This is a genomic window from Pseudomonas sp. Marseille-QA0892, assembly GCF_054950135.1.
The window spans coordinates 2608670-2625351 of the sequence record NZ_CM143104.1 but is presented as its reverse complement, the minus strand read 5'-3'; the positions used below and the strand labels follow the sequence as shown (position 1 = coordinate 2625351).

Here is a 16682-nt window from a genome sequence, read left to right as displayed (position 1 = left end):
CGGTAGCCCGGATGCCCTTGCGGTCTGCTCACCCGGCTTTTCCAGCACCTATCCTCCAGAGGCTGTCCTGACGATGTTGACCCTGCGCGGCGCGCCCGCTCTTTCCGCTTTTCGCCACGGCAAACTGCTTTCCCACCTGACGGCCAAGGTCCCTGCCGTCAGTGGACTCTACGCCGAGTTTGCGCACTTTGCCGATGTGGCCGAGGCGCTCACCGAGGAAGAGCAGCGGGTACTTGGCCGCCTGCTGAAGTATGGGCCGAGCGCCGAAGTGAAGGCGCCCGTCGGACGTCTGCTGCTGGTAGTGCCGCGTTTCGGTACGTTGTCGCCATGGTCAAGCAAGGCGACGGATATCGCGCACAACTGCAGCCTGCGGAAGATCCGCCGCCTCGAGCGCGGAATCGCTTACTACATCGAAGGTGAGCTGAGTGACGAGGACGTTGCTGCAGTTGCTGCGGTGCTGCACGACCGTATGACGCAGGTCGTACTGTCCAGCATGGAAGATGCGGCGGGTCTTTTCAGCCGTGCCGAACCACGGGTACTGGTCGCCATCGATGTGCTGGGCGGCGGCCGCGAGGCGCTCCAGCGTGCAAACGTGGAGCTGGGCCTCGCACTGGCGGATGACGAGATCGACTATCTGGTCGACGCGTTCAAGTCGCTGGGTCGCAATCCTCACGACATAGAACTGATGATGTTCGCGCAGGCCAATTCCGAGCACTGCCGACACAAGATCTTCAATGCCAGTTGGGATATCGACGGGCAGGCACAGGAAAAGTCCCTGTTCGGAATGATCAAGAACACCTTTCAGATGAACCGCGAAGGCGTACTGTCCGCGTACAAGGACAACGCAGCGGTGATGGAAGGGTTTACGGCTGGCCGCTTCTATCCCGATGCGGAAACACGTGAATATGGCGTCAATCGCGAGCCCGTCCATATTCTGATGAAGGTCGAGACGCACAACCATCCGACCGCTATTGCGCCGTTCCCGGGTGCGTCGACCGGCTCCGGCGGCGAGATTCGTGACGAAGGCGCTACCGGCCGTGGGGCCAAGCCCAAGGCAGGCCTGACCGGCTTCACCGTTTCCAACCTGCGTATTCCCGGCTTCGAGCAGCCCTGGGAGAAGCCTTACGGCAAGCCAGAGCGGATCGTGTCGGCGTTGGACATCATGGTCGAAGGGCCGCTTGGCGGCGCGGCCTTCAATAACGAGTTCGGCCGCCCGGCGTTGACTGGCTACTTCCGCACTTTCGAGCAGGCGGTCGAGTCCGAGCGTGGTGAAGAGGTTCGTGGCTACCACAAGCCCATCATGCTCGCTGGCGGGATGGGCAATATCCGTGAGGATCATGTTCAGAAGGGTGAGATTTCGGTGGGCGGCAAGCTGATCGTGCTCGGTGGGCCAGCGATGTTGATTGGCCTGGGGGGCGGCGCTGCGTCATCCATGGCCACCGGTACGAGTTCCGCCGATCTGGATTTCGCGTCGGTTCAACGCGATAACCCCGAGATGGAGCGCCGCTGCCAGGAGGTCATCGACCGCTGCTGGCAGCTCGGCGAGCAGAATCCCATCAAATTCATTCACGACGTGGGGGCGGGCGGCTTGTCGAATGCCTTCCCTGAACTGGTAAACGATGCCGGCCGCGGTGGTCGTTTCGAGCTGCGCAATGTGCCCAATGACGAGCCGGGAATGAGTCCGCTCGAAATCTGGTGCAACGAGTCGCAGGAGCGTTACGTGTTGAGCGTCGATGCCGCTGACTTCGAGCGCTTCAAGGCCATTTGTGAACGGGAGCGTTGCCCCTTCGCCGTAGTGGGTGAGGCAACCGAGGAGCGCCGTCTGACGGTCTCCGACGGGCATTTCGATAACGCCCCGGTAGACATGCCTCTTGAGGTGCTGTTGGGCAAGCCGCCGCGCATGCACCGTTCCGCGACGCGCGAAGCCGCGCTGGGCGATGACTTCGACACGGCCTCCATCGCGATCGATGACGCAGTTACGCGCGTTCTTCAGCATCCTTCAGTGGCGAGCAAGAGCTTCCTTATCACCATCGGCGACCGCACCATCACGGGTCTGGTCGCGCGTGACCAGATGGTCGGACCGTGGCAGGTGCCGGTTGCGGACTGTGCGGTCACCGCGACGAGCTTCGACGTCTATACCGGTGAAGCGATGGCCATGGGTGAGCGCACGCCGGTCGCGTTGCTGGATGCGCCCGCATCGGGTCGTCTTGCGGTAGGGGAGACGATTACCAACCTGGCAGCGGCCTCGATCGCCCGGATTTCTGACATCAAGATGTCTGCAAACTGGATGGCTGCGGCAGGTCACCCAGGCGAAGATGCCCGTCTGTACGACACGGTCCAGGCCGTAGGCATGGAGCTATGCCCGGCACTGGGCATCACCATTCCGGTGGGCAAGGACTCGATGTCGATGAAAACTCGTTGGCAGGAAGACGGCGTCGACAAGAGCGTGACGTCGCCGCTGTCGCTGATCATCAGCGGCTTCGCACCCGTACAGGATATTCGTCGCACCCTCACGCCTGAACTGCGCATGGATAAGGGCGAGACGGACCTGATCCTGATCGACCTGGGTCGTGGCCAGAACCGCATGGGTGGTTCGATTCTCGCGCAGACCTTCGGCAAGCTCGCCAAGGCGGTACCCGACGTAGACGATGCCGAAGACCTCAAGGCGTTTTTTGCCGTCGTACAGGGCCTGAACTCCGATGGTCGACTGCTGGCCTACCATGACCGTTCGGACGGCGGCCTGTTCGTTACCGTGCTCGAAATGGCATTCGCAGGGCATTGTGGCCTGAACCTGCGCCTTGACGCCTTGGCGGATGACCTGTCCGGTATCCCGGCCGTGCTCTTCAGCGAAGAGCTGGGTGCGGTCGTACAGGTTCGCCAGGAGGACACTGCCGAAGTCCTGTCGCAGTTCAGCGCAGCCGGCCTTGCCGATTGCGTAGCGGTGATCGGTCAGCCGCTGAATAACGGCGACGTGCATATCCATTACCACGATACATCCGTATATACGGGCGAGCGTCGCCTGCTGCAGCGCCAGTGGAGCGAAACCAGCTACCGCATTCAGCGGATGCGCGACAACGCCGAGTGTGCGGATCAGGAATTCGACGCCATTCTGGAAGAAGACAATCCCGGCATGTCGATCAAGCTGGGCTTCGACGTCAATGAGGATATTGCGGCGCCCTATATCAAGACGGGTGTACGTCCGAGCGTCGCGATCCTGCGCGAGCAAGGCGTCAATGGTCAGGTTGAGATGGCCGCTGCGTTCCATCGTGCCGGCTTCACCGCGGTCGATGTTCACATGAGCGATATCCTTGCCGGTCGCGTCGATCTGAACACCTTCAAAGGGTTGGTCGCGTGTGGTGGTTTCTCCTACGGTGATGTGCTGGGGGCGGGCGAAGGGTGGGCGAAGTCGATTCTTTTCAACAGCCGTGCGCGTGAGTCCTTCCAGCAGTTCTTCGAGCGTGGCGACAGCTTCTCGCTCGGTGTCTGCAACGGCTGCCAGATGCTCTCCAACCTGCACGAGCTGATCCCGGGAACGGAGCTTTGGCCGCATTTCGTGCGTAACCGTTCGGAGCAGTTCGAGGCGCGCGTCGCCATGGTCCAGGTACAGGAGTCGCCGTCCATCTTCCTGCAGGGAATGGCCGGTTCGCGGATGCCGATCGCAATCGCTCACGGGGAGGGGCTTGCCGAGTTCTCCAGCGAAGACGCTCTGGTACAGACGGATATGTCCGGTACCGTCGCACTACGCTTCATCGATAACCACGGCAAAGTGACCGAACGGTACCCGGCCAACCCGAACGGCTCGCCACGTGGCATCACCGGCCTGTCCAGCCAGGATGGTCGCGTCACGATCATGATGCCGCACCCGGAGCGGGTGTTCCGCGCGGTTCAGAACTCCTGGTTCGATGATGAGTGGCACGAGGATGGCGGCTGGATGCGGATCTTCCGCAACGCCCGTGTCTGGGTAGACTGAAAATGAAGAGAGCCCCGATCAATTCGGGGCTTTCTTTTTATCGCACAGGATAGGGGGTGCCATGTACAAGTTGTGCTTTTTTGTGCCAGAGAGCCATCTTGAGCCTGTCAAGAGCGCTGTCTTCGCTGCCGGGGGCGGACGCATCGGGGACTATGAGGCGTGCAGTTGGCAGACGCTCGGCGAAGGCCAGTTCAGACCAGGGCCAGGCGCCGATCCCTACCTGGGCACGCGTGGCCAATTGGAGAAGGTTACTGAATGGAAAGTCGAAATGGTGGTCGCTGACCAGCATATCCAGGCTGCCGTTACGGCGATGAAGAAGACGCATCCCTATGAAACGCCTGCCTATCAGGTCTGGGCACTGCTCGATATCTGATCCGGGTCAGGGGCGGATCTCGATAAGCGTACCGTCTTTCACCAGGGCCCACACTTCGCGCATGTCGTCGTTCTTCATCGCGATGCAGCCCTCTGTCCAATCGAGGGTATGGAAATACCATTCTGGGTATTCATCATCGATAGGTGTCCCATGGATCATGATCATCCCACCAGGTTTGACGCCGGCCTGTCGCGCCCGCTCGACGTCGCCGTGGTTGGGATAGGAGATGTGCATGGACAGGTTGAAGTTGTGGCTGGGCTTGCGATAGTCGATCCAGTAGAGACCCTCAGGCGTGCGCTGATCGCCTTCTTGCAGCTTAGCGCCCTTGGGCTGCTTGCCAAGCGAGACGCGGTAGGACTTCAGAACTTCGTCTCCATGCATCAGATGCAATGCACGTTGTGACTTCACGACGAGAATCCGGTCGATCGACTTGTCTCCGAGCGTGACGGTAAGTGCAGCCGGGGCAGGAATTGCCAACAGCAGGGTAAACGCGATCAGCAGCCAACGCATTCTGCATACCTAAGGAAGAAACTAGAGGCGGTTGCCGGCTCGGTTGACCATGGGCGCGACCGGCTCATTGCGAACCGGGAAATCGCGGCGGGTACGATCGGCGAAGAAGTATTCTAGGGTCCGCCCAACTGTCGGAAAAGCCAGGTCCGACCAGGGTATTTCGGCTTCGTCGAACAGCCTGACGTCCAGGCTCTCGATGCCGGACGAGTAATCCGTATCTACCAGCTCCGCACGGAAGAACATGTATACCTGATTGATATGCGGTAGATCGAAAAGCGTGTAGAGGGTCAGTCCATGCACGCGCGCATTGGCCTCTTCGAGTGTCTCGCGCTCCGCCGCCTGGGCCATGGTCTCGCCGTTTTCCATGAAACCGGCCGGTAGGGTCCAATAGCCGCGTCGCGGCTCAATGGCACGTCTGCACAGGAGGACGCGGTCCTCCCAGACAGGCAGACAGCCTGCCACGATCCTTGGGTTCTGGTAGTGAATGGCATGACAATTCGTGCAGATGAAGCGCAGCCGGTTGTCACCGTCGGGAATTCGCTCCGTTAGTGGGCCGCCACAGTAATTGCAGTAGTTCATGTTCTCTCCATGCGCTGCGCTCATCTTGGTTCTGCCCCGGGTTTGGCGCAAGCTGCAATTGTCAGTGACGTTCGGGGGGTTGGGCAGCCTGCCGCTTCGTGCCATGATCTGGGCCAGGAATGAAGCCGAGAAAGACTATGCAGGATGACTGGCTCCAGCGCATTCGGGATCATCATCCCGAGCTGTTAAAGAGCGAACGTCTGTTTCCAGAGGCGGCGGTACTGGTACCAATAACGCGAGGCGAGCAGCCTGAGCTGGTATTGACCCTGCGTGCCAGTGGTCTATCCACCCATGGCGGGGAGGTAGCGTTCCCGGGCGGGCGCCGGGATCCGGAAGACGAAAGCCTGGCTCAGACAGCTTTGCGTGAAGCACACGAGGAGATCGGTCTGCCGCCCGGGCTGGTCGAAGTCATAGGTCCTCTCAGTACGCTCGTCTCGAAACATGGCATCAAGGTGACACCTTACGTAGCGGTCATACCTGACTATGTCCAGTACACGCCGAATGACGACGAAATTGCGGCGGTATTTACCGTTCCGCTGACGTTTTTTCTTGATCATCCGCGCGAAACAACGCATCGCATCGACCATATGGGAAAGCACTGGTATGTGCCCTGTTACCGCTATGAAGGGTTCAAGATCTGGGGGCTGACAGCGATGGTGGTGGTCGAGTTGATGAATGTCATGTTCGACGCCGGAATTGCCCTGAACGAACCTGTGCAGGCCTTCGAAATTCCAACCAGAGAAGGTCGCCAATGAGCGTTGATGACGAAAGACCGGTGGCCTCACCCTGCGTTCATATATGCGCATTGGATGACGATGACACATGCAGCGGGTGCCAGCGCTCTATTCCTGAAATAACCCGCTGGTCGCGAATGACCAATGCAGAGCGTCGCGAGACGCTTGTTCGATGCCATGAGCGTGCCGTTGCCAAGGGTCTGGTCCTTGGTTGAAGGCTCGACGTGCTGGCCGGCTGTCCATTCGAGTGGAGTGCGGGGTTCCTGGCCCGACCAGGTTGCGCTGTGAATGGAGGCATGCACGTCTCTAAGGCACCTTCAGAGTAAAAAACCGCCCTGATGGCGTTACCGAGGCTGCGCTCGAAGCGCTGATCGAAGAGAATACGCAGCCCCACGAGCCAGACGGGCTCGTCCGATGAATCAGCCGAGGATTTTTCAAATCATGTCCCGTATCGGTACCCCTTTGTCGCCGAGCGCGACACGCGTTCTATTGTGTGGCTCGGGCGAGCTTGGCAAGGAGGTGGTCATCGAGCTGCAGCGCCTCGGCGTCGAGGTGATCGCCGTAGACCGTTATGCCAATGCGCCGGCGATGCAGGTCGCGCATCGTAGCCATGTCATCAACATGCTCGATGGGGATGCGCTTCGCGCTGTCATTGAGCAGGAAAAACCCCATTACATCGTTCCCGAGATTGAAGCGATCGCGACCGCGACGTTGGTCGATCTCGAGCAGGAAGGCTACACCGTGATCCCAACGGCCCGCGCTGCGCAGCTGACGATGAATCGTGAGGGCATCCGTCGATTGGCCGCCGAAGAGCTTGGTCTTCCAACTTCGCCGTACCACTTCGCCGATACCTATGAAGACTACGAGGCCGCCGTCAAGGCGCTGGGTTTCCCGTGCGTGGTCAAGCCCATCATGAGTTCTTCGGGCAAGGGCCAAAGCCTCCTCAAGGGACCTGACGACGTCAAGGCCGCCTGGGATTATGCGCAGGAGGGAGGTCGTGCAGGGAAGGGGCGCGTGATCGTCGAGGGCTTCATCGACTTCGAGTATGAGATCACGCTGCTGACCGTTCGCCATATCGGCGGAACAACCTTCTGTGCGCCAATCGGTCACCGGCAGGTCAAGGGTGATTACCATGAGTCCTGGCAGCCACAGGCGATGAGCCCGGCGGCGCTGGCAGAGTCCGAGCGGGTGGCGAAAGCCGTCACCGAAGCGCTGGGCGGTCGTGGCCTGTTCGGCGTCGAGCTGTTCGTGAAAGGGGATGAGGTCTGGTTCAGTGAAGTGTCGCCGCGGCCTCACGATACCGGGCTGGTCACGTTGATCTCCCAGGATCTCTCCGAGTTCGCGCTGCATGCCCGGGCAATTCTGGGTTTGCCGATCCCGACGGTTCGTCAGCACGGTCCTTCGGCGTCCGCCGTCATTCTCGTACAGGGCGAATCGAAGCAGGCAAGCTTCAATAATGTCGCCACTGCCCTTGCTGAGCCTGATACCGCGCTTAGGCTGTTCGGAAAGCCCGAGGTGGTCGGTCAGCGACGGATGGGCGTAGCGCTGGCTCGCGATACGTCAATCGAGGCAGCCCGTGCCAAGGCGACCAAGTCGGCGAAGGCGATCGACGTCGAACTCTGAGCGTAAGGCATGTGGCAAAAAGAGCCCCGCTTCTGCGGGGCTCTTTCGTTTGAGCTAGATGTGCAGGATGTACTCTCGGACGAGCTTACTGCCGAAGTAAGCGAACATCAGCAGGCAGAACCCGACGAGTGTCCACCGCACGGCCTTGTGGCCTCGCCATCCCAGGCGAGTACGGCCGATCAGCAGCACGCCGAAGACGATCCAGGCAAAGCAGGACAATAACGTCTTGTGAACCAGATGCTGCGCGAACATGTTTTCCAGGAACACCCAGCCGGACACCAGCGACAGCGACAGCAGTCCCCAACCGGCCCACAGGAAGCCGAAAAGCAGGCTTTCCATTGTTTGCAACGGCGGGAAGTTGCGGATGAGGCCGGACGGGTGCTTGTGCTTGAGCTGATGGTCCTGCAGCAGCAGGAGCAGCGCCTGGAAGGCGGCAATCGTCAGCAATCCATACGCAAGAATGGAAAGCATCACGTGAGTGAGCAGACCAGGCTGCTGTTGAATGGGGTGTGCGGTGCCGGGCGGCAGTAACTGCGCCAATAGGACCGTTATCGCGCCCAGTGGCAGCAGCGGTAGCAACAATACCTGGACAGGCATGCGCAGCGAAGCAAGCAGAGTCAGGATGATAATGGCATAAGCGATGAGACTGGCTGCGTTGAAGAAGTCCAGCTCAAGACCCGGGTTCACCCGGAGCTCGACTAGAAGCGCGCCGCCATGGAACAGCACAGCGATCAGCGTCAGTAGTGTCAGTATCAGCTTGTTCGGCATCAATCGCCGGAACAGGTGGGTCCCCTGATAGACGGCGGCGCCCGCATAAAGCGCGGCGGCGAAAAGACTCGGGAGCAGAGGATTCATAGATCGGTGGGATGCAGCTGATCGGAAGCTCGTGAGTTTGGCACAGAACCGCCTGGCACAAAAGAATGCTGCCGTTGCTCATCATGTCGGATACGCGGGTCGCATCACGGTATCTGGCGTGTGTCAGCGCCAGGCGCTCTTCGTTATACTGCCGCGCTCGCCGTCCGCCCTCCGGGCGCCTTTCGTATCCCTGGGAACGCGTATGTTCGAAAACTTAACCGATCGCCTGTCTCATACCCTTCGCTCCGTAACCGGGAAGGCGAAGCTGACTGAAGACAATATAAAGGACACCCTACGCGAAGTGCGTATGGCCTTGCTCGAGGCGGACGTCGCACTGCCGGTCGTCAAGGAGTTCGTCAATCGAGTCAAGGACCGCGCGGTTGGTACCGAAGTCTCCAAGAGCCTGACGCCTGGGCAGGCCTTCGTAAAGATCGTGCGCATCGAGCTCGAATCGCTCATGGGCGCTGCCAACGAGGACCTTGCGCTCAATGTATCGCCGCCCGCCGTGGTAATGATGGCGGGCCTGCAGGGTGCGGGCAAGACAACCACGGTAGGCAAGCTGGCGCGCTTCCTAAAGGAGCGGAAGAAGAAGTCGGTCATGGTGGTGTCTGCGGACGTTTACCGTCCCGCTGCGATCAAACAGTTGGAAACGCTCGCGGCCGAAGTGGGTGTGACCTTCTTCCCATCGGACGCAAGCCAGAAACCAGTCGACATCGCTCATGCAGCTGTTCGCGAAGCCAAGCTGAAGTTCATTGATGTGGTCCTGCTGGATACGGCGGGTCGTCTGCACGTCGATTCGGACATGATGGCCGAGATCCAGCAGCTACACGCGGCGGTAAAGCCTGCCGAGACATTGTTCGTCGTTGACGCCATGACGGGCCAGGATGCGGCGAATACGGCCAAGGCATTCGGGGAAGCGTTGCCGCTGACCGGTGTTGTACTCACAAAGGTGGACGGTGATGCGCGCGGTGGTGCGGCGTTGTCGGTACGGCATATCACTGGCAAGCCGATCAAGTTCCTTGGAATGGGGGAGCGTAGCGAAGCGCTGGAACCCTTCCACCCTGATCGCGTTGCGTCTCGTATTCTCGGTATGGGTGACGTCCTCAGCCTCATCGAGCAGGCGGAGCAGACCCTTGATCGCGATAAAGCCGACAAGCTGTCGAAGAAGCTCAAGAAAGGGAAGGGTTTTGACCTCGAGGACTTCCGTGACCAGCTTCAGCAGATGAAGAACATGGGCGGCCTCGGTGGCCTCATGGACAAACTCCCGGCCATTGGCGGCGTCAACCTGTCCAAGATGGGCAATGCCCAGGACGTGGCTGAGAAGCAGTTCAAGCAGATGGAAGCCATCATAAATTCGATGACCCCTGCCGAGCGCCGCGATCCTGACATCATCAGCGGCTCCCGCAAGCGTCGTATCGCGATGGGTTCGGGTACGCAGGTGCAGGACATCGGCCGGCTCATCAAGCAGCACAAGCAGATGCAGAAAATGATGAAGAAATTCACCGCCAAGGGAGGCATGGCAAAGATGATGCGCGGCATGGGGGGCATGTTCCCAGGCGGCGGAGGCATGCCCAAGTTCTGACCTTGGCGGACGCCGGTACGCAGGCCGTGCCGGTTCGCTCGTCAATATATGGCAAAAGGATTTGCATTCGCCGCATTTACCCTTAGAATATGCGGCCTTTCGGGCCTAGGCCCGGTGTGCAATCCGGTTTTAAGCACCGACTACAGGAACAATTTTCACATGGTAACCATCCGTCTTGCTCGTGGCGGCTCCAAGAAGCGCCCCTTCTACCACCTGACCGTGACCAACAGCCGCAATGCGCGCGATGGTCGCTTCGTTGAGCGTATCGGCTTCTTCAACCCGGTCGCTGCAGGTGCTGAAGTGAAGCTCTCTGTCGACCAAGAGCGCGCCAACTACTGGCTGAGCCAGGGTGCGCAGCCGTCTGAGCGCGTTGCTCAGCTGCTGAAGGAAGCTGCCAAGGCTACTGCCTGAGCACCATGAGCGCACCGTCTTCGGCCGATGACATGATCGTACTCGGCAAAATCGTTTCGGTGCATGGTGTGAAAGGTGAGGTGAAGGTCTATTCCTTTACCGACCCGTTGGACAACCTGCTCGGCTATCGTCACTGGACGCTCACGCGTGATGGCGAAACTCAGCAGGTTGAGCTGGTCAAGGGGCGTACGCAAGGCAATGTACTCGTTGCCAAGCTCAAGGGTCTTGACGATCGTGAAGTGGCGCGTACCTACGCAGGCTTCGAGATCTCGATCCCCCGTGGCTTGCTACCCGACCTGGATGATGGCGAGTATTACTGGCATCAGCTGATCGGCTTGCAGGTTGTCAACCAGGCAGAGCAATTGCTCGGTAAGGTTGATCACCTGCTCGAAACGGGTGCGAATGATGTCATCGCGGTAAAGCCGATGGAAGGCAGCCTCGATGACCGTGAGCGTCTTTTGCCGTACACGGACCAATGTGTACGGGAAATAGACCTCGAAGCGGGCATCATGCATGTGGAATGGGACGCTGACTTCTGATGAAGATCGAGGTCATCACCATCTTTCCCGAGATGTTTGCGGCAATAAGGGAATTCGGAATTACCAGCCGTGCGATGAAGCAAGGGTTGGTCGAATTCAACTGCCGCAATCCGCGAGACTATACCGAGGACCGCCACCAGACAGTCGATGACCGTCCCTTTGGTGGCGGTCCCGGTATGGTGATGAAGATAGAGCCGCTTGAGCGCGCACTGGCTGATGCCCGTGCTGCGCTGGGCGGCGCGGCCAGAGTGATCTATCTGTCCCCACAAGGGCGACCGCTGAAGCAAGCGGGCGCTCGTGAGTTGGTTCAGGCAGAGGCGCTCATTCTGATCGCGGGTCGTTACGAAGGTATCGATGAGCGCTTCATTGAAACGCACGTCGATGAGGAATGGTCGATTGGTGACTACGTGTTGTCTGGCGGTGAGCTGCCAGCAATGGTCCTGATCGATGCGGTAACGCGGTTGCTGCCTGGCGCATTGGGCCATGCGGGTTCCGCCGAGGAGGACTCGTTCACTGACGGCCTGCTCGATTGCCCACACTACACCCGACCTGAGGTGTATGAGGGCAAGCGTGTTCCTGAGGTGCTGCTCAGCGGCAATCATGAACACATCCGGCGATGGCGACTCATGCAGGCCCTGGGTAGGACCGCTGAACGCCGCGCTGATCTTCTGGATTGCCGCTCGCTTTCTGGAGAAGAGCAAAAGCTGCTGGCGGAATACCTTCGCCAGCGGGACGATAGTTAACGTATCGATGGCATATGTGTATATGCCTATGGAGCACCTCGCGATGACCAACAAGATTATCCAGCAGCTCGAAGCCGAGCAGATGAACAAAGAAATCCCGGCGTTCGCCCCAGGCGACACCGTGATTGTCCAGGTGAAAGTCAAGGAAGGCGACCGTCAGCGTCTCCAGGCTTTCGAAGGCGTGGTCATCGGCAAGCGTAACCGCGGCCTGAACAGCGCATTCACCGTCCGCAAGATTTCCAGCGGTGTGGGCGTAGAGCGTACGTTCCAGACATACAGCCCGCTGGTCGACAGCGTCTCCGTCAAGCGTCGTGGTGACGTTCGCAAGGCGAAGCTGTACTACCTCCGCGAACTGTCGGGCAAGGCAGCGCGCATCAAGGAAAAACTGGTCTAATCCGGTTTTCCGACAAAAAGCAGCCTTCGGGCTGCTTTTTTTATGGCTGAAAAAGCACCTTCAGTCTGTCTTTCAGTTCTTGAGGATCAGAGTGTCCATGTCGCCAAGAGATGCGGAAATCGAACGCCGTATTGCATCGTCCGAAACACGGATTGCAAAGACGATCTTTCCTGCCACGATCAACCACCACAACACGCTTTTCGGTGGAACCGCCATGGCCTGGATGGATGAAGTTTCATTCATCGCCGCAACCCGGTTCTGCAGGCTGCCGTTGGTCACCGTTGCCTCCGACCGAATCGATTTCAATCATCCGATTCCTGCTGGCTCTATCGTCGAGTTGATCGCGCGTGTCATCAAAGTAGGCAATACGAGTCTGAAGGTGCAGGTCGACGTATTCGTAGAGGGTATGTACGAAGAGGGGCGTGAGTTGGCGATCTCGGGCGCGTTTAGCTTTGTCGCGGTAGACGGTCACAAGAAGCCGGTGCCAGTCCTGCCAGACTGGCTCCAAGGCTAAACATTGAACGGGACGACCATTCATGGCATTGCCGTCTCATCCACTGATCGATCGATATCTCGATGCGCTCTGGCTCGAACGTGGTCTCTCCGACAACACCCGTATGGCATACGGCACCGATCTTGCTCAGTTCAGCGCCTGGCTGCACCGCTCCGGTAGTGAGCTATCCCATGCAAAGCGAGGTGAACTGCTCGACTACCTTGCTTGGCGTATTGGAGAAGGCTACACCGCGCGCTCCACAGCACGCTTCCTGTCAGGTGCGCGCGGCTTCTACAGATTTCTGATCAGAGAGACACTGATCAGTCACGACCCGACGCTGGACGTGGAGCTACCGAAAATCGGTAAGCCTCTTCCCAAGTCGCTTTCCGAGCAGGATGTCGAAGCCCTGCTGCATGCCCCCGATGTGGAAAATCCGCTCGGCCTGCGCGATCGCGCGATGCTCGAAGTTCTCTACGCATGCGGACTGCGCGTGAGCGAACTGGTGGCGTTAACGGTTGAGCAGGTCAACCTGCGTCAAGGGGTCATTCGCGTATTTGGTAAAGGCAGCAAAGAGCGCCTAGTGCCGATGGGCGATGAGGCGATGGACTGGATCGAACGCTATTACCGCGAGGCAAGGGCGCTGTTGATGGCAGGTAAACCGAGTGACGTTCTTTTTCCCAGTCAACGGGGCGAGCAGATGACCCGCCAGACCTTCTGGCATCGGATCAAGGCACATGCGCGGGAAGCCGGCATTCGCAGCAGCATTTCACCGCACACCCTTCGCCATGCATTTGCGACTCATCTGTTGAATCACGGCGCAGATCTCAGGGTTGTACAGATGTTGCTCGGGCACAGTGATCTGTCGACGACCCAGATCTATACGCACATTGCCAAGGCAAGGCTTCAAGCGCTTCACGCCCAGCACCATCCGCGAGGCTGACCGTGATGGAGTGGGAGCCGGTAGACACGTGCAATTCTCCGTTGTGCTACGCTGCGCGGCACCCGCGTTCATCGGAGTCGTCATGCGTCTGATCCCTTCTCTAACCTTGGCAGTCGCCAGCCTGGCCGGTTCGCTCGCCTTCGCCGGCGATTCGGAACAAGCGATTCGCAAAACGCTTCAAGCGCTACAGCCTGACCTACCGGTCGAAGCGATCGCTGAGAGCCCGATGCCTGGGGTTTATCAGGTCCAGCTGAAGGGCGGCCGCCAACTCTACGCCAGCGGCGACGGCCAATTTCTGATTCAGGGGTACATGTTCCAGGTCAAGGATGGGCAGGCCGTCAACCTCACCGAGCAGGCTGAAAGACGTTCTGTCGCTGCCCAGATCAACGCTATTCCAGCGTCCGAGATGGTTGTTTTCCGCGCCAAGGATCCGAAAGCGCACATCACGGTCTTTACTGATACCGACTGCGGCTATTGCCAGAAGCTACACAGCGAAATGGCCGAATTAAACAAGCAGGGGATAGAAGTGCGGTACCTGGCATTCCCCCGTCAGGGTATTGGATCCCATGGCTACGACACGCTCGTCAATGTCTGGTGCGCCAAGGATCGTCAGGCTGCCATGAACGCTGCGAAGTCACAGGCATCGGTTGCTGAAGCCAGTTGCGACAACCCTGTGGCCAAGCAATTTTCACTCGGACAGATGGTTGGCGTGCAGGGTACCCCGTCAGTGATTCTCGAAGATGGACAGATGATTCCCGGCTACCAGCCCGCGGGGCAGCTAGCACGTGCTGCCATCGAGGCGGCCCGAACAGCACAGGCGAACACCAGCGGTAGCTGATGGGCCTTGCGAGCGTTTGGGGGCGCCGTTTCGCCCCATGTCGGCATGGGCCGTTTCGCCCCATGTCGGCATGGGCCGTTTGGCTATTGGTGGGCAACGCAAGGCTTAGTGAAGAGTCCGAGATAGGGAATGTGCCCAAGGGCGCCGACCTATCTGGAGGCCACAATGAAGCTGCACGGATCCTGCCACTGCGGTGCAGTGCGATTTTCGCTTGAATCCAAACAGTATTACCCGTTCATGCGGTGTTACTGCTCGATTTGTCGTAAGACGGCAGGGGGCGGTGGCTATGCCATCAATCTCGGCGGCGATAACCAGACTTTCGACGTCGAAGGACGCGAACATGTGAACGTCTATCGCGCAAAGATGCCCGGGGGCGAAGTGAGCACCGGCCGACGACACTTCTGCAAGCACTGCGGGAGCGCGCTCTGGTTGTGGGATCCAACGTACCCTGACCTCGTTCATCCCCACGCTTCGGCCATCGACACGGATCTACCGGTTCCACCCGAGCACACTCATCTGATGACCGACTCGAAGGCAGCCTGGGTTGAAGTTCAGGCGAGTGAGCGCGACAAATGTTTCGCGGAATATCCAGATGAGTCATTGGCTCAATGGCATGAGCGCCTCGGTGTGGCACTGGATTGACATGGCTGGCTGCCACCGCAGCCGCCAATTGACTAAACCACCGGTGCTTCGTAATGTGCGGCTCTTTTCTGCGTCCGTTTTGTAGGGCGCGTCGTGCGGTAACGATGGGAGTCGAGCGTGAAACCGGTCAAAGTGGGGATCTGCGGGTTGGGTACCGTCGGGGGCGGTACCTTCAATGTTCTTAAACGCAACGCCAAGGAGATTGCCCGCCGTGCCGGGCGCGGTATCGAGGTTGCCCAGATTGCTGCTCGCCGTCCCAATCCGAAATGCGACACCGGTGATACCCCGATCACCGCCGACATTTTCGAAGTCGCGAACAATCCGGAAATCGATATCGTCATCGAGTTGATCGGTGGCTATACCCTGGCGCGTGATCTGGTCCTCAAGGCGATCGAGAACGGCAAGCACGTCATCACAGCCAATAAGGCGCTGATTGCGGTCCACGGCAACGAGATTTTCGCCAAGGCCAGCGAAAAGGGCGTGATTGTCGCATTCGAAGCTGCTGTGGCTGGCGGTATTCCTGTCATCAAGGCAATTCGTGAAGGTCTGGCCGGTAATCAGATCAACTGGTTGGCCGGGATCATCAATGGGACCGGAAATTTCATCCTCAGCGAGATGCGCGAAAAAGGCCGCGCATTCGAGGATGTGCTCAAGGAAGCGCAGGCGCTGGGCTATGCCGAAGCCGATCCGACCTTTGACGTTGAGGGCATCGATGCAGCGCACAAGCTGACCATCCTGGCCTCGATCGCCTTCGGTGTGCCGTTGCAGTTCGACAAGGCCTACACAGAGGGCATCACGCAACTGACGACGGCCGATGTCACCTATGCCGAGGCGTTGGGGTATCGCATCAAACATTTGGGTATCGCACGGCGTACAGAGGATGGTATTGAGCTTCGGGTACATCCGACGCTGATCCCGGCCGATCGACTCATCGCCAACGTCAATGGTGTCATGAACGCCGTGATGGTCAATGGTGATGCCGTAGGTTCTACCCTCTACTACGGTGCCGGTGCTGGCATGGAGCCAACGGCGTCCGCGGTCGTTGCCGATGTGGTGGACATGGTGCGTGTGCTCACGACGGATCCCGAGAACCGAGTGCCTCACCTTGCGTTCCAGGCGGATTCGCTCTCCGATCATCCGATCCTGCCAATCGCGGAGTGTGAGAGCGCCTACTATCTGCGGATACAGGCCAAGGATCATCCCGGCGTGCTCGCACAGGTCGCCAGTATCCTCTCTGACCGAGGCATCAACATCGAATCGATCATGCAGAAGGAAGCTGAGGAACAGGATGGCCTCGTGCCGATGATTCTCCTCACGCACCGCGTGGTCGAGTCGCAGATCGATGACGCCATCACTGCGCTTGAAGCCCTTGAGGGGGTCGCTGGAAACGTCGTTCGCATCCGCGTCGAACTGCTCAACTAATCCCCGCGGGAATCCGCCCGACCGGTGCGGTTCC

At 59.2% G+C, this 16682-nt stretch carries 18 protein-coding genes; 15 read left to right on the top strand and 3 right to left on the bottom strand.

What is annotated here, in order from left to right; translation table 11 throughout:
* Positions 1-73: 73 nt before the first annotated feature.
* Together purL and ACY8D3_RS12185 are read left to right on the top strand one after the other, a co-directional pair.
* A complete protein-coding gene (purL, locus tag ACY8D3_RS12190; protein WP_462384357.1) occupies positions 74-3970 on the top strand; it encodes a phosphoribosylformylglycinamidine synthase in 3897 nt (1298 codons plus the stop codon).
* A gap of 61 nt (positions 3971-4031) precedes the next feature.
* The gene (locus ACY8D3_RS12185; RefSeq protein ID WP_462379046.1) at positions 4032-4343 is read left to right on the top strand and encodes an NGG1p interacting factor NIF3; all 312 of its coding nucleotides are present in this window, start codon (positions 4032-4034) and stop codon (positions 4341-4343) included.
* 6 nt (positions 4344-4349) lie between these two features.
* Here the strand turns inward: ACY8D3_RS12185 and ACY8D3_RS12180 are convergent, their stop codons facing one another.
* Positions 4350-4853 (bottom strand): L,D-transpeptidase family protein, encoded by a 504-nt coding sequence (locus ACY8D3_RS12180; protein WP_462379045.1) that lies wholly within the window; start codon positions 4851-4853, stop codon positions 4350-4352.
* Between the two features lie 21 nt (positions 4854-4874).
* Positions 4875-5432: an NUDIX hydrolase gene (locus ACY8D3_RS12175; RefSeq protein WP_462379044.1), complete on the bottom strand. Its 558-nt coding sequence runs from the start codon at positions 5430-5432 to the stop codon at positions 4875-4877.
* 137 nt (positions 5433-5569) lie between these two features.
* On the opposite strand from ACY8D3_RS12175, the gene ACY8D3_RS12170 reads away from it, so the two are divergent.
* The 3 genes from ACY8D3_RS12170 (at position 5570) to purT (ending at position 7789) form a co-directional block, all read left to right on the top strand.
* Entirely contained in the window at positions 5570-6187 is a 618-nt protein-coding gene (locus ACY8D3_RS12170) for a CoA pyrophosphatase (RefSeq protein WP_462379043.1), read from the top strand.
* Positions 6184-6381 carry a DUF1289 domain-containing protein gene (locus tag ACY8D3_RS12165; protein ID WP_462379042.1) on the top strand — a complete coding sequence of 66 codons (198 nt, stop codon included), beginning with the start codon at positions 6184-6186 and terminating at the stop codon, positions 6379-6381. The genes ACY8D3_RS12170 and ACY8D3_RS12165 overlap by 4 nt, the downstream gene beginning before the upstream one ends.
* 226 nt (positions 6382-6607) lie before the next feature.
* A complete protein-coding gene (purT, locus tag ACY8D3_RS12160; RefSeq protein ID WP_462379041.1) occupies positions 6608-7789 on the top strand; it encodes a formate-dependent phosphoribosylglycinamide formyltransferase in 1182 nt (393 codons plus the stop codon).
* A 54-nt stretch (positions 7790-7843) separates the two neighbouring features.
* On the opposite strand, the gene ACY8D3_RS12155 is transcribed toward purT, so the two are convergent.
* On the bottom strand, positions 7844-8644 hold the full coding sequence (locus tag ACY8D3_RS12155; RefSeq protein WP_462379040.1) for a cytochrome C assembly family protein: 801 nt from the start codon (positions 8642-8644) through the stop codon (positions 7844-7846).
* Between the two features lie 202 nt (positions 8645-8846).
* Here ACY8D3_RS12155 and ffh point away from each other — a divergent pair, with 202 nt between their 5' ends.
* The 10 genes from ffh to ACY8D3_RS12105 all read left to right on the top strand — a co-directional run bounded on the left by ffh (position 8847) and on the right by ACY8D3_RS12105 (position 16648).
* On the top strand, positions 8847-10226 hold the full coding sequence (gene ffh, locus ACY8D3_RS12150; RefSeq protein ID WP_462379039.1) for a signal recognition particle protein: 1380 nt from the start codon (positions 8847-8849) through the stop codon (positions 10224-10226).
* Between the two features lie 159 nt (positions 10227-10385).
* On the top strand, positions 10386-10637 hold the full coding sequence (rpsP, locus tag ACY8D3_RS12145) for a 30S ribosomal protein S16 (RefSeq protein ID WP_188982648.1): 252 nt from the start codon (positions 10386-10388) through the stop codon (positions 10635-10637).
* A gap of 5 nt (positions 10638-10642) precedes the next feature.
* The gene (rimM, locus tag ACY8D3_RS12140) at positions 10643-11176 is read left to right on the top strand and encodes a ribosome maturation factor RimM (RefSeq protein ID WP_462379038.1); all 534 of its coding nucleotides are present in this window, start codon (positions 10643-10645) and stop codon (positions 11174-11176) included.
* Positions 11176-11919 carry a tRNA (guanosine(37)-N1)-methyltransferase TrmD gene (trmD, locus tag ACY8D3_RS12135; protein WP_462379037.1) on the top strand — a complete coding sequence of 248 codons (744 nt, stop codon included), beginning with the start codon at positions 11176-11178 and terminating at the stop codon, positions 11917-11919. The genes rimM and trmD overlap by 1 nt, the downstream gene beginning before the upstream one ends.
* 43 nt (positions 11920-11962) lie before the next feature.
* On the top strand, positions 11963-12313 hold the full coding sequence (gene rplS, locus ACY8D3_RS12130; RefSeq protein ID WP_462379036.1) for a 50S ribosomal protein L19: 351 nt from the start codon (positions 11963-11965) through the stop codon (positions 12311-12313).
* A 97-nt stretch (positions 12314-12410) separates the two neighbouring features.
* Positions 12411-12827 carry an acyl-CoA thioesterase gene (locus ACY8D3_RS12125; RefSeq protein WP_462379035.1) on the top strand — a complete coding sequence of 139 codons (417 nt, stop codon included), beginning with the start codon at positions 12411-12413 and terminating at the stop codon, positions 12825-12827.
* A gap of 22 nt (positions 12828-12849) precedes the next feature.
* Complete coding sequence (xerD, locus tag ACY8D3_RS12120; protein ID WP_462379034.1) at positions 12850-13746, top strand: site-specific tyrosine recombinase XerD; 897 nt, start codon at positions 12850-12852, stop codon at positions 13744-13746.
* Positions 13747-13828: 82 nt separating this feature from the next.
* Positions 13829-14584 carry a thioredoxin fold domain-containing protein gene (locus tag ACY8D3_RS12115; RefSeq protein WP_462379033.1) on the top strand — a complete coding sequence of 252 codons (756 nt, stop codon included), beginning with the start codon at positions 13829-13831 and terminating at the stop codon, positions 14582-14584.
* A gap of 165 nt (positions 14585-14749) precedes the next feature.
* Positions 14750-15226, top strand: coding sequence for a GFA family protein (locus ACY8D3_RS12110; RefSeq protein WP_462379032.1), 477 nt, complete (start codon positions 14750-14752; stop codon positions 15224-15226).
* A 117-nt stretch (positions 15227-15343) separates the two neighbouring features.
* Positions 15344-16648, top strand: a complete 1305-nt coding sequence (locus ACY8D3_RS12105; RefSeq protein WP_462379031.1) for a homoserine dehydrogenase — start codon at positions 15344-15346, stop codon at positions 16646-16648.
* The last annotated feature ends 34 nt before the right edge of the window (positions 16649-16682 follow it).

Coding starts and splice junctions, on each gene's coding strand:
- purL (WP_462384357.1), top strand. CDS start 74: ATGTTGACCCTGCGCGGCGCGCCCGCTCTTTCCGCTTTTCGCCACGGC.
- ACY8D3_RS12185 (WP_462379046.1), top strand. CDS start 4,032: ATGTACAAGTTGTGCTTTTTTGTGCCAGAGAGCCATCTTGAGCCTGTC.
- ACY8D3_RS12180 (WP_462379045.1), bottom strand. CDS start 4,853: ATGCGTTGGCTGCTGATCGCGTTTACCCTGCTGTTGGCAATTCCTGCC.
- ACY8D3_RS12175 (WP_462379044.1), bottom strand. CDS start 5,432: ATGAACTACTGCAATTACTGTGGCGGCCCACTAACGGAGCGAATTCCC.
- ACY8D3_RS12170 (WP_462379043.1), top strand. CDS start 5,570: ATGCAGGATGACTGGCTCCAGCGCATTCGGGATCATCATCCCGAGCTG.
- ACY8D3_RS12165 (WP_462379042.1), top strand. CDS start 6,184: ATGAGCGTTGATGACGAAAGACCGGTGGCCTCACCCTGCGTTCATATA.
- purT (WP_462379041.1), top strand. CDS start 6,608: ATGTCCCGTATCGGTACCCCTTTGTCGCCGAGCGCGACACGCGTTCTA.
- ACY8D3_RS12155 (WP_462379040.1), bottom strand. CDS start 8,644: ATGAATCCTCTGCTCCCGAGTCTTTTCGCCGCCGCGCTTTATGCGGGC.
- ffh (WP_462379039.1), top strand. CDS start 8,847: ATGTTCGAAAACTTAACCGATCGCCTGTCTCATACCCTTCGCTCCGTA.
- rpsP (WP_188982648.1), top strand. CDS start 10,386: ATGGTAACCATCCGTCTTGCTCGTGGCGGCTCCAAGAAGCGCCCCTTC.
- rimM (WP_462379038.1), top strand. CDS start 10,643: ATGAGCGCACCGTCTTCGGCCGATGACATGATCGTACTCGGCAAAATC.
- trmD (WP_462379037.1), top strand. CDS start 11,176: ATGAAGATCGAGGTCATCACCATCTTTCCCGAGATGTTTGCGGCAATA.
- rplS (WP_462379036.1), top strand. CDS start 11,963: ATGACCAACAAGATTATCCAGCAGCTCGAAGCCGAGCAGATGAACAAA.
- ACY8D3_RS12125 (WP_462379035.1), top strand. CDS start 12,411: ATGTCGCCAAGAGATGCGGAAATCGAACGCCGTATTGCATCGTCCGAA.
- xerD (WP_462379034.1), top strand. CDS start 12,850: ATGGCATTGCCGTCTCATCCACTGATCGATCGATATCTCGATGCGCTC.
- ACY8D3_RS12115 (WP_462379033.1), top strand. CDS start 13,829: ATGCGTCTGATCCCTTCTCTAACCTTGGCAGTCGCCAGCCTGGCCGGT.
- ACY8D3_RS12110 (WP_462379032.1), top strand. CDS start 14,750: ATGAAGCTGCACGGATCCTGCCACTGCGGTGCAGTGCGATTTTCGCTT.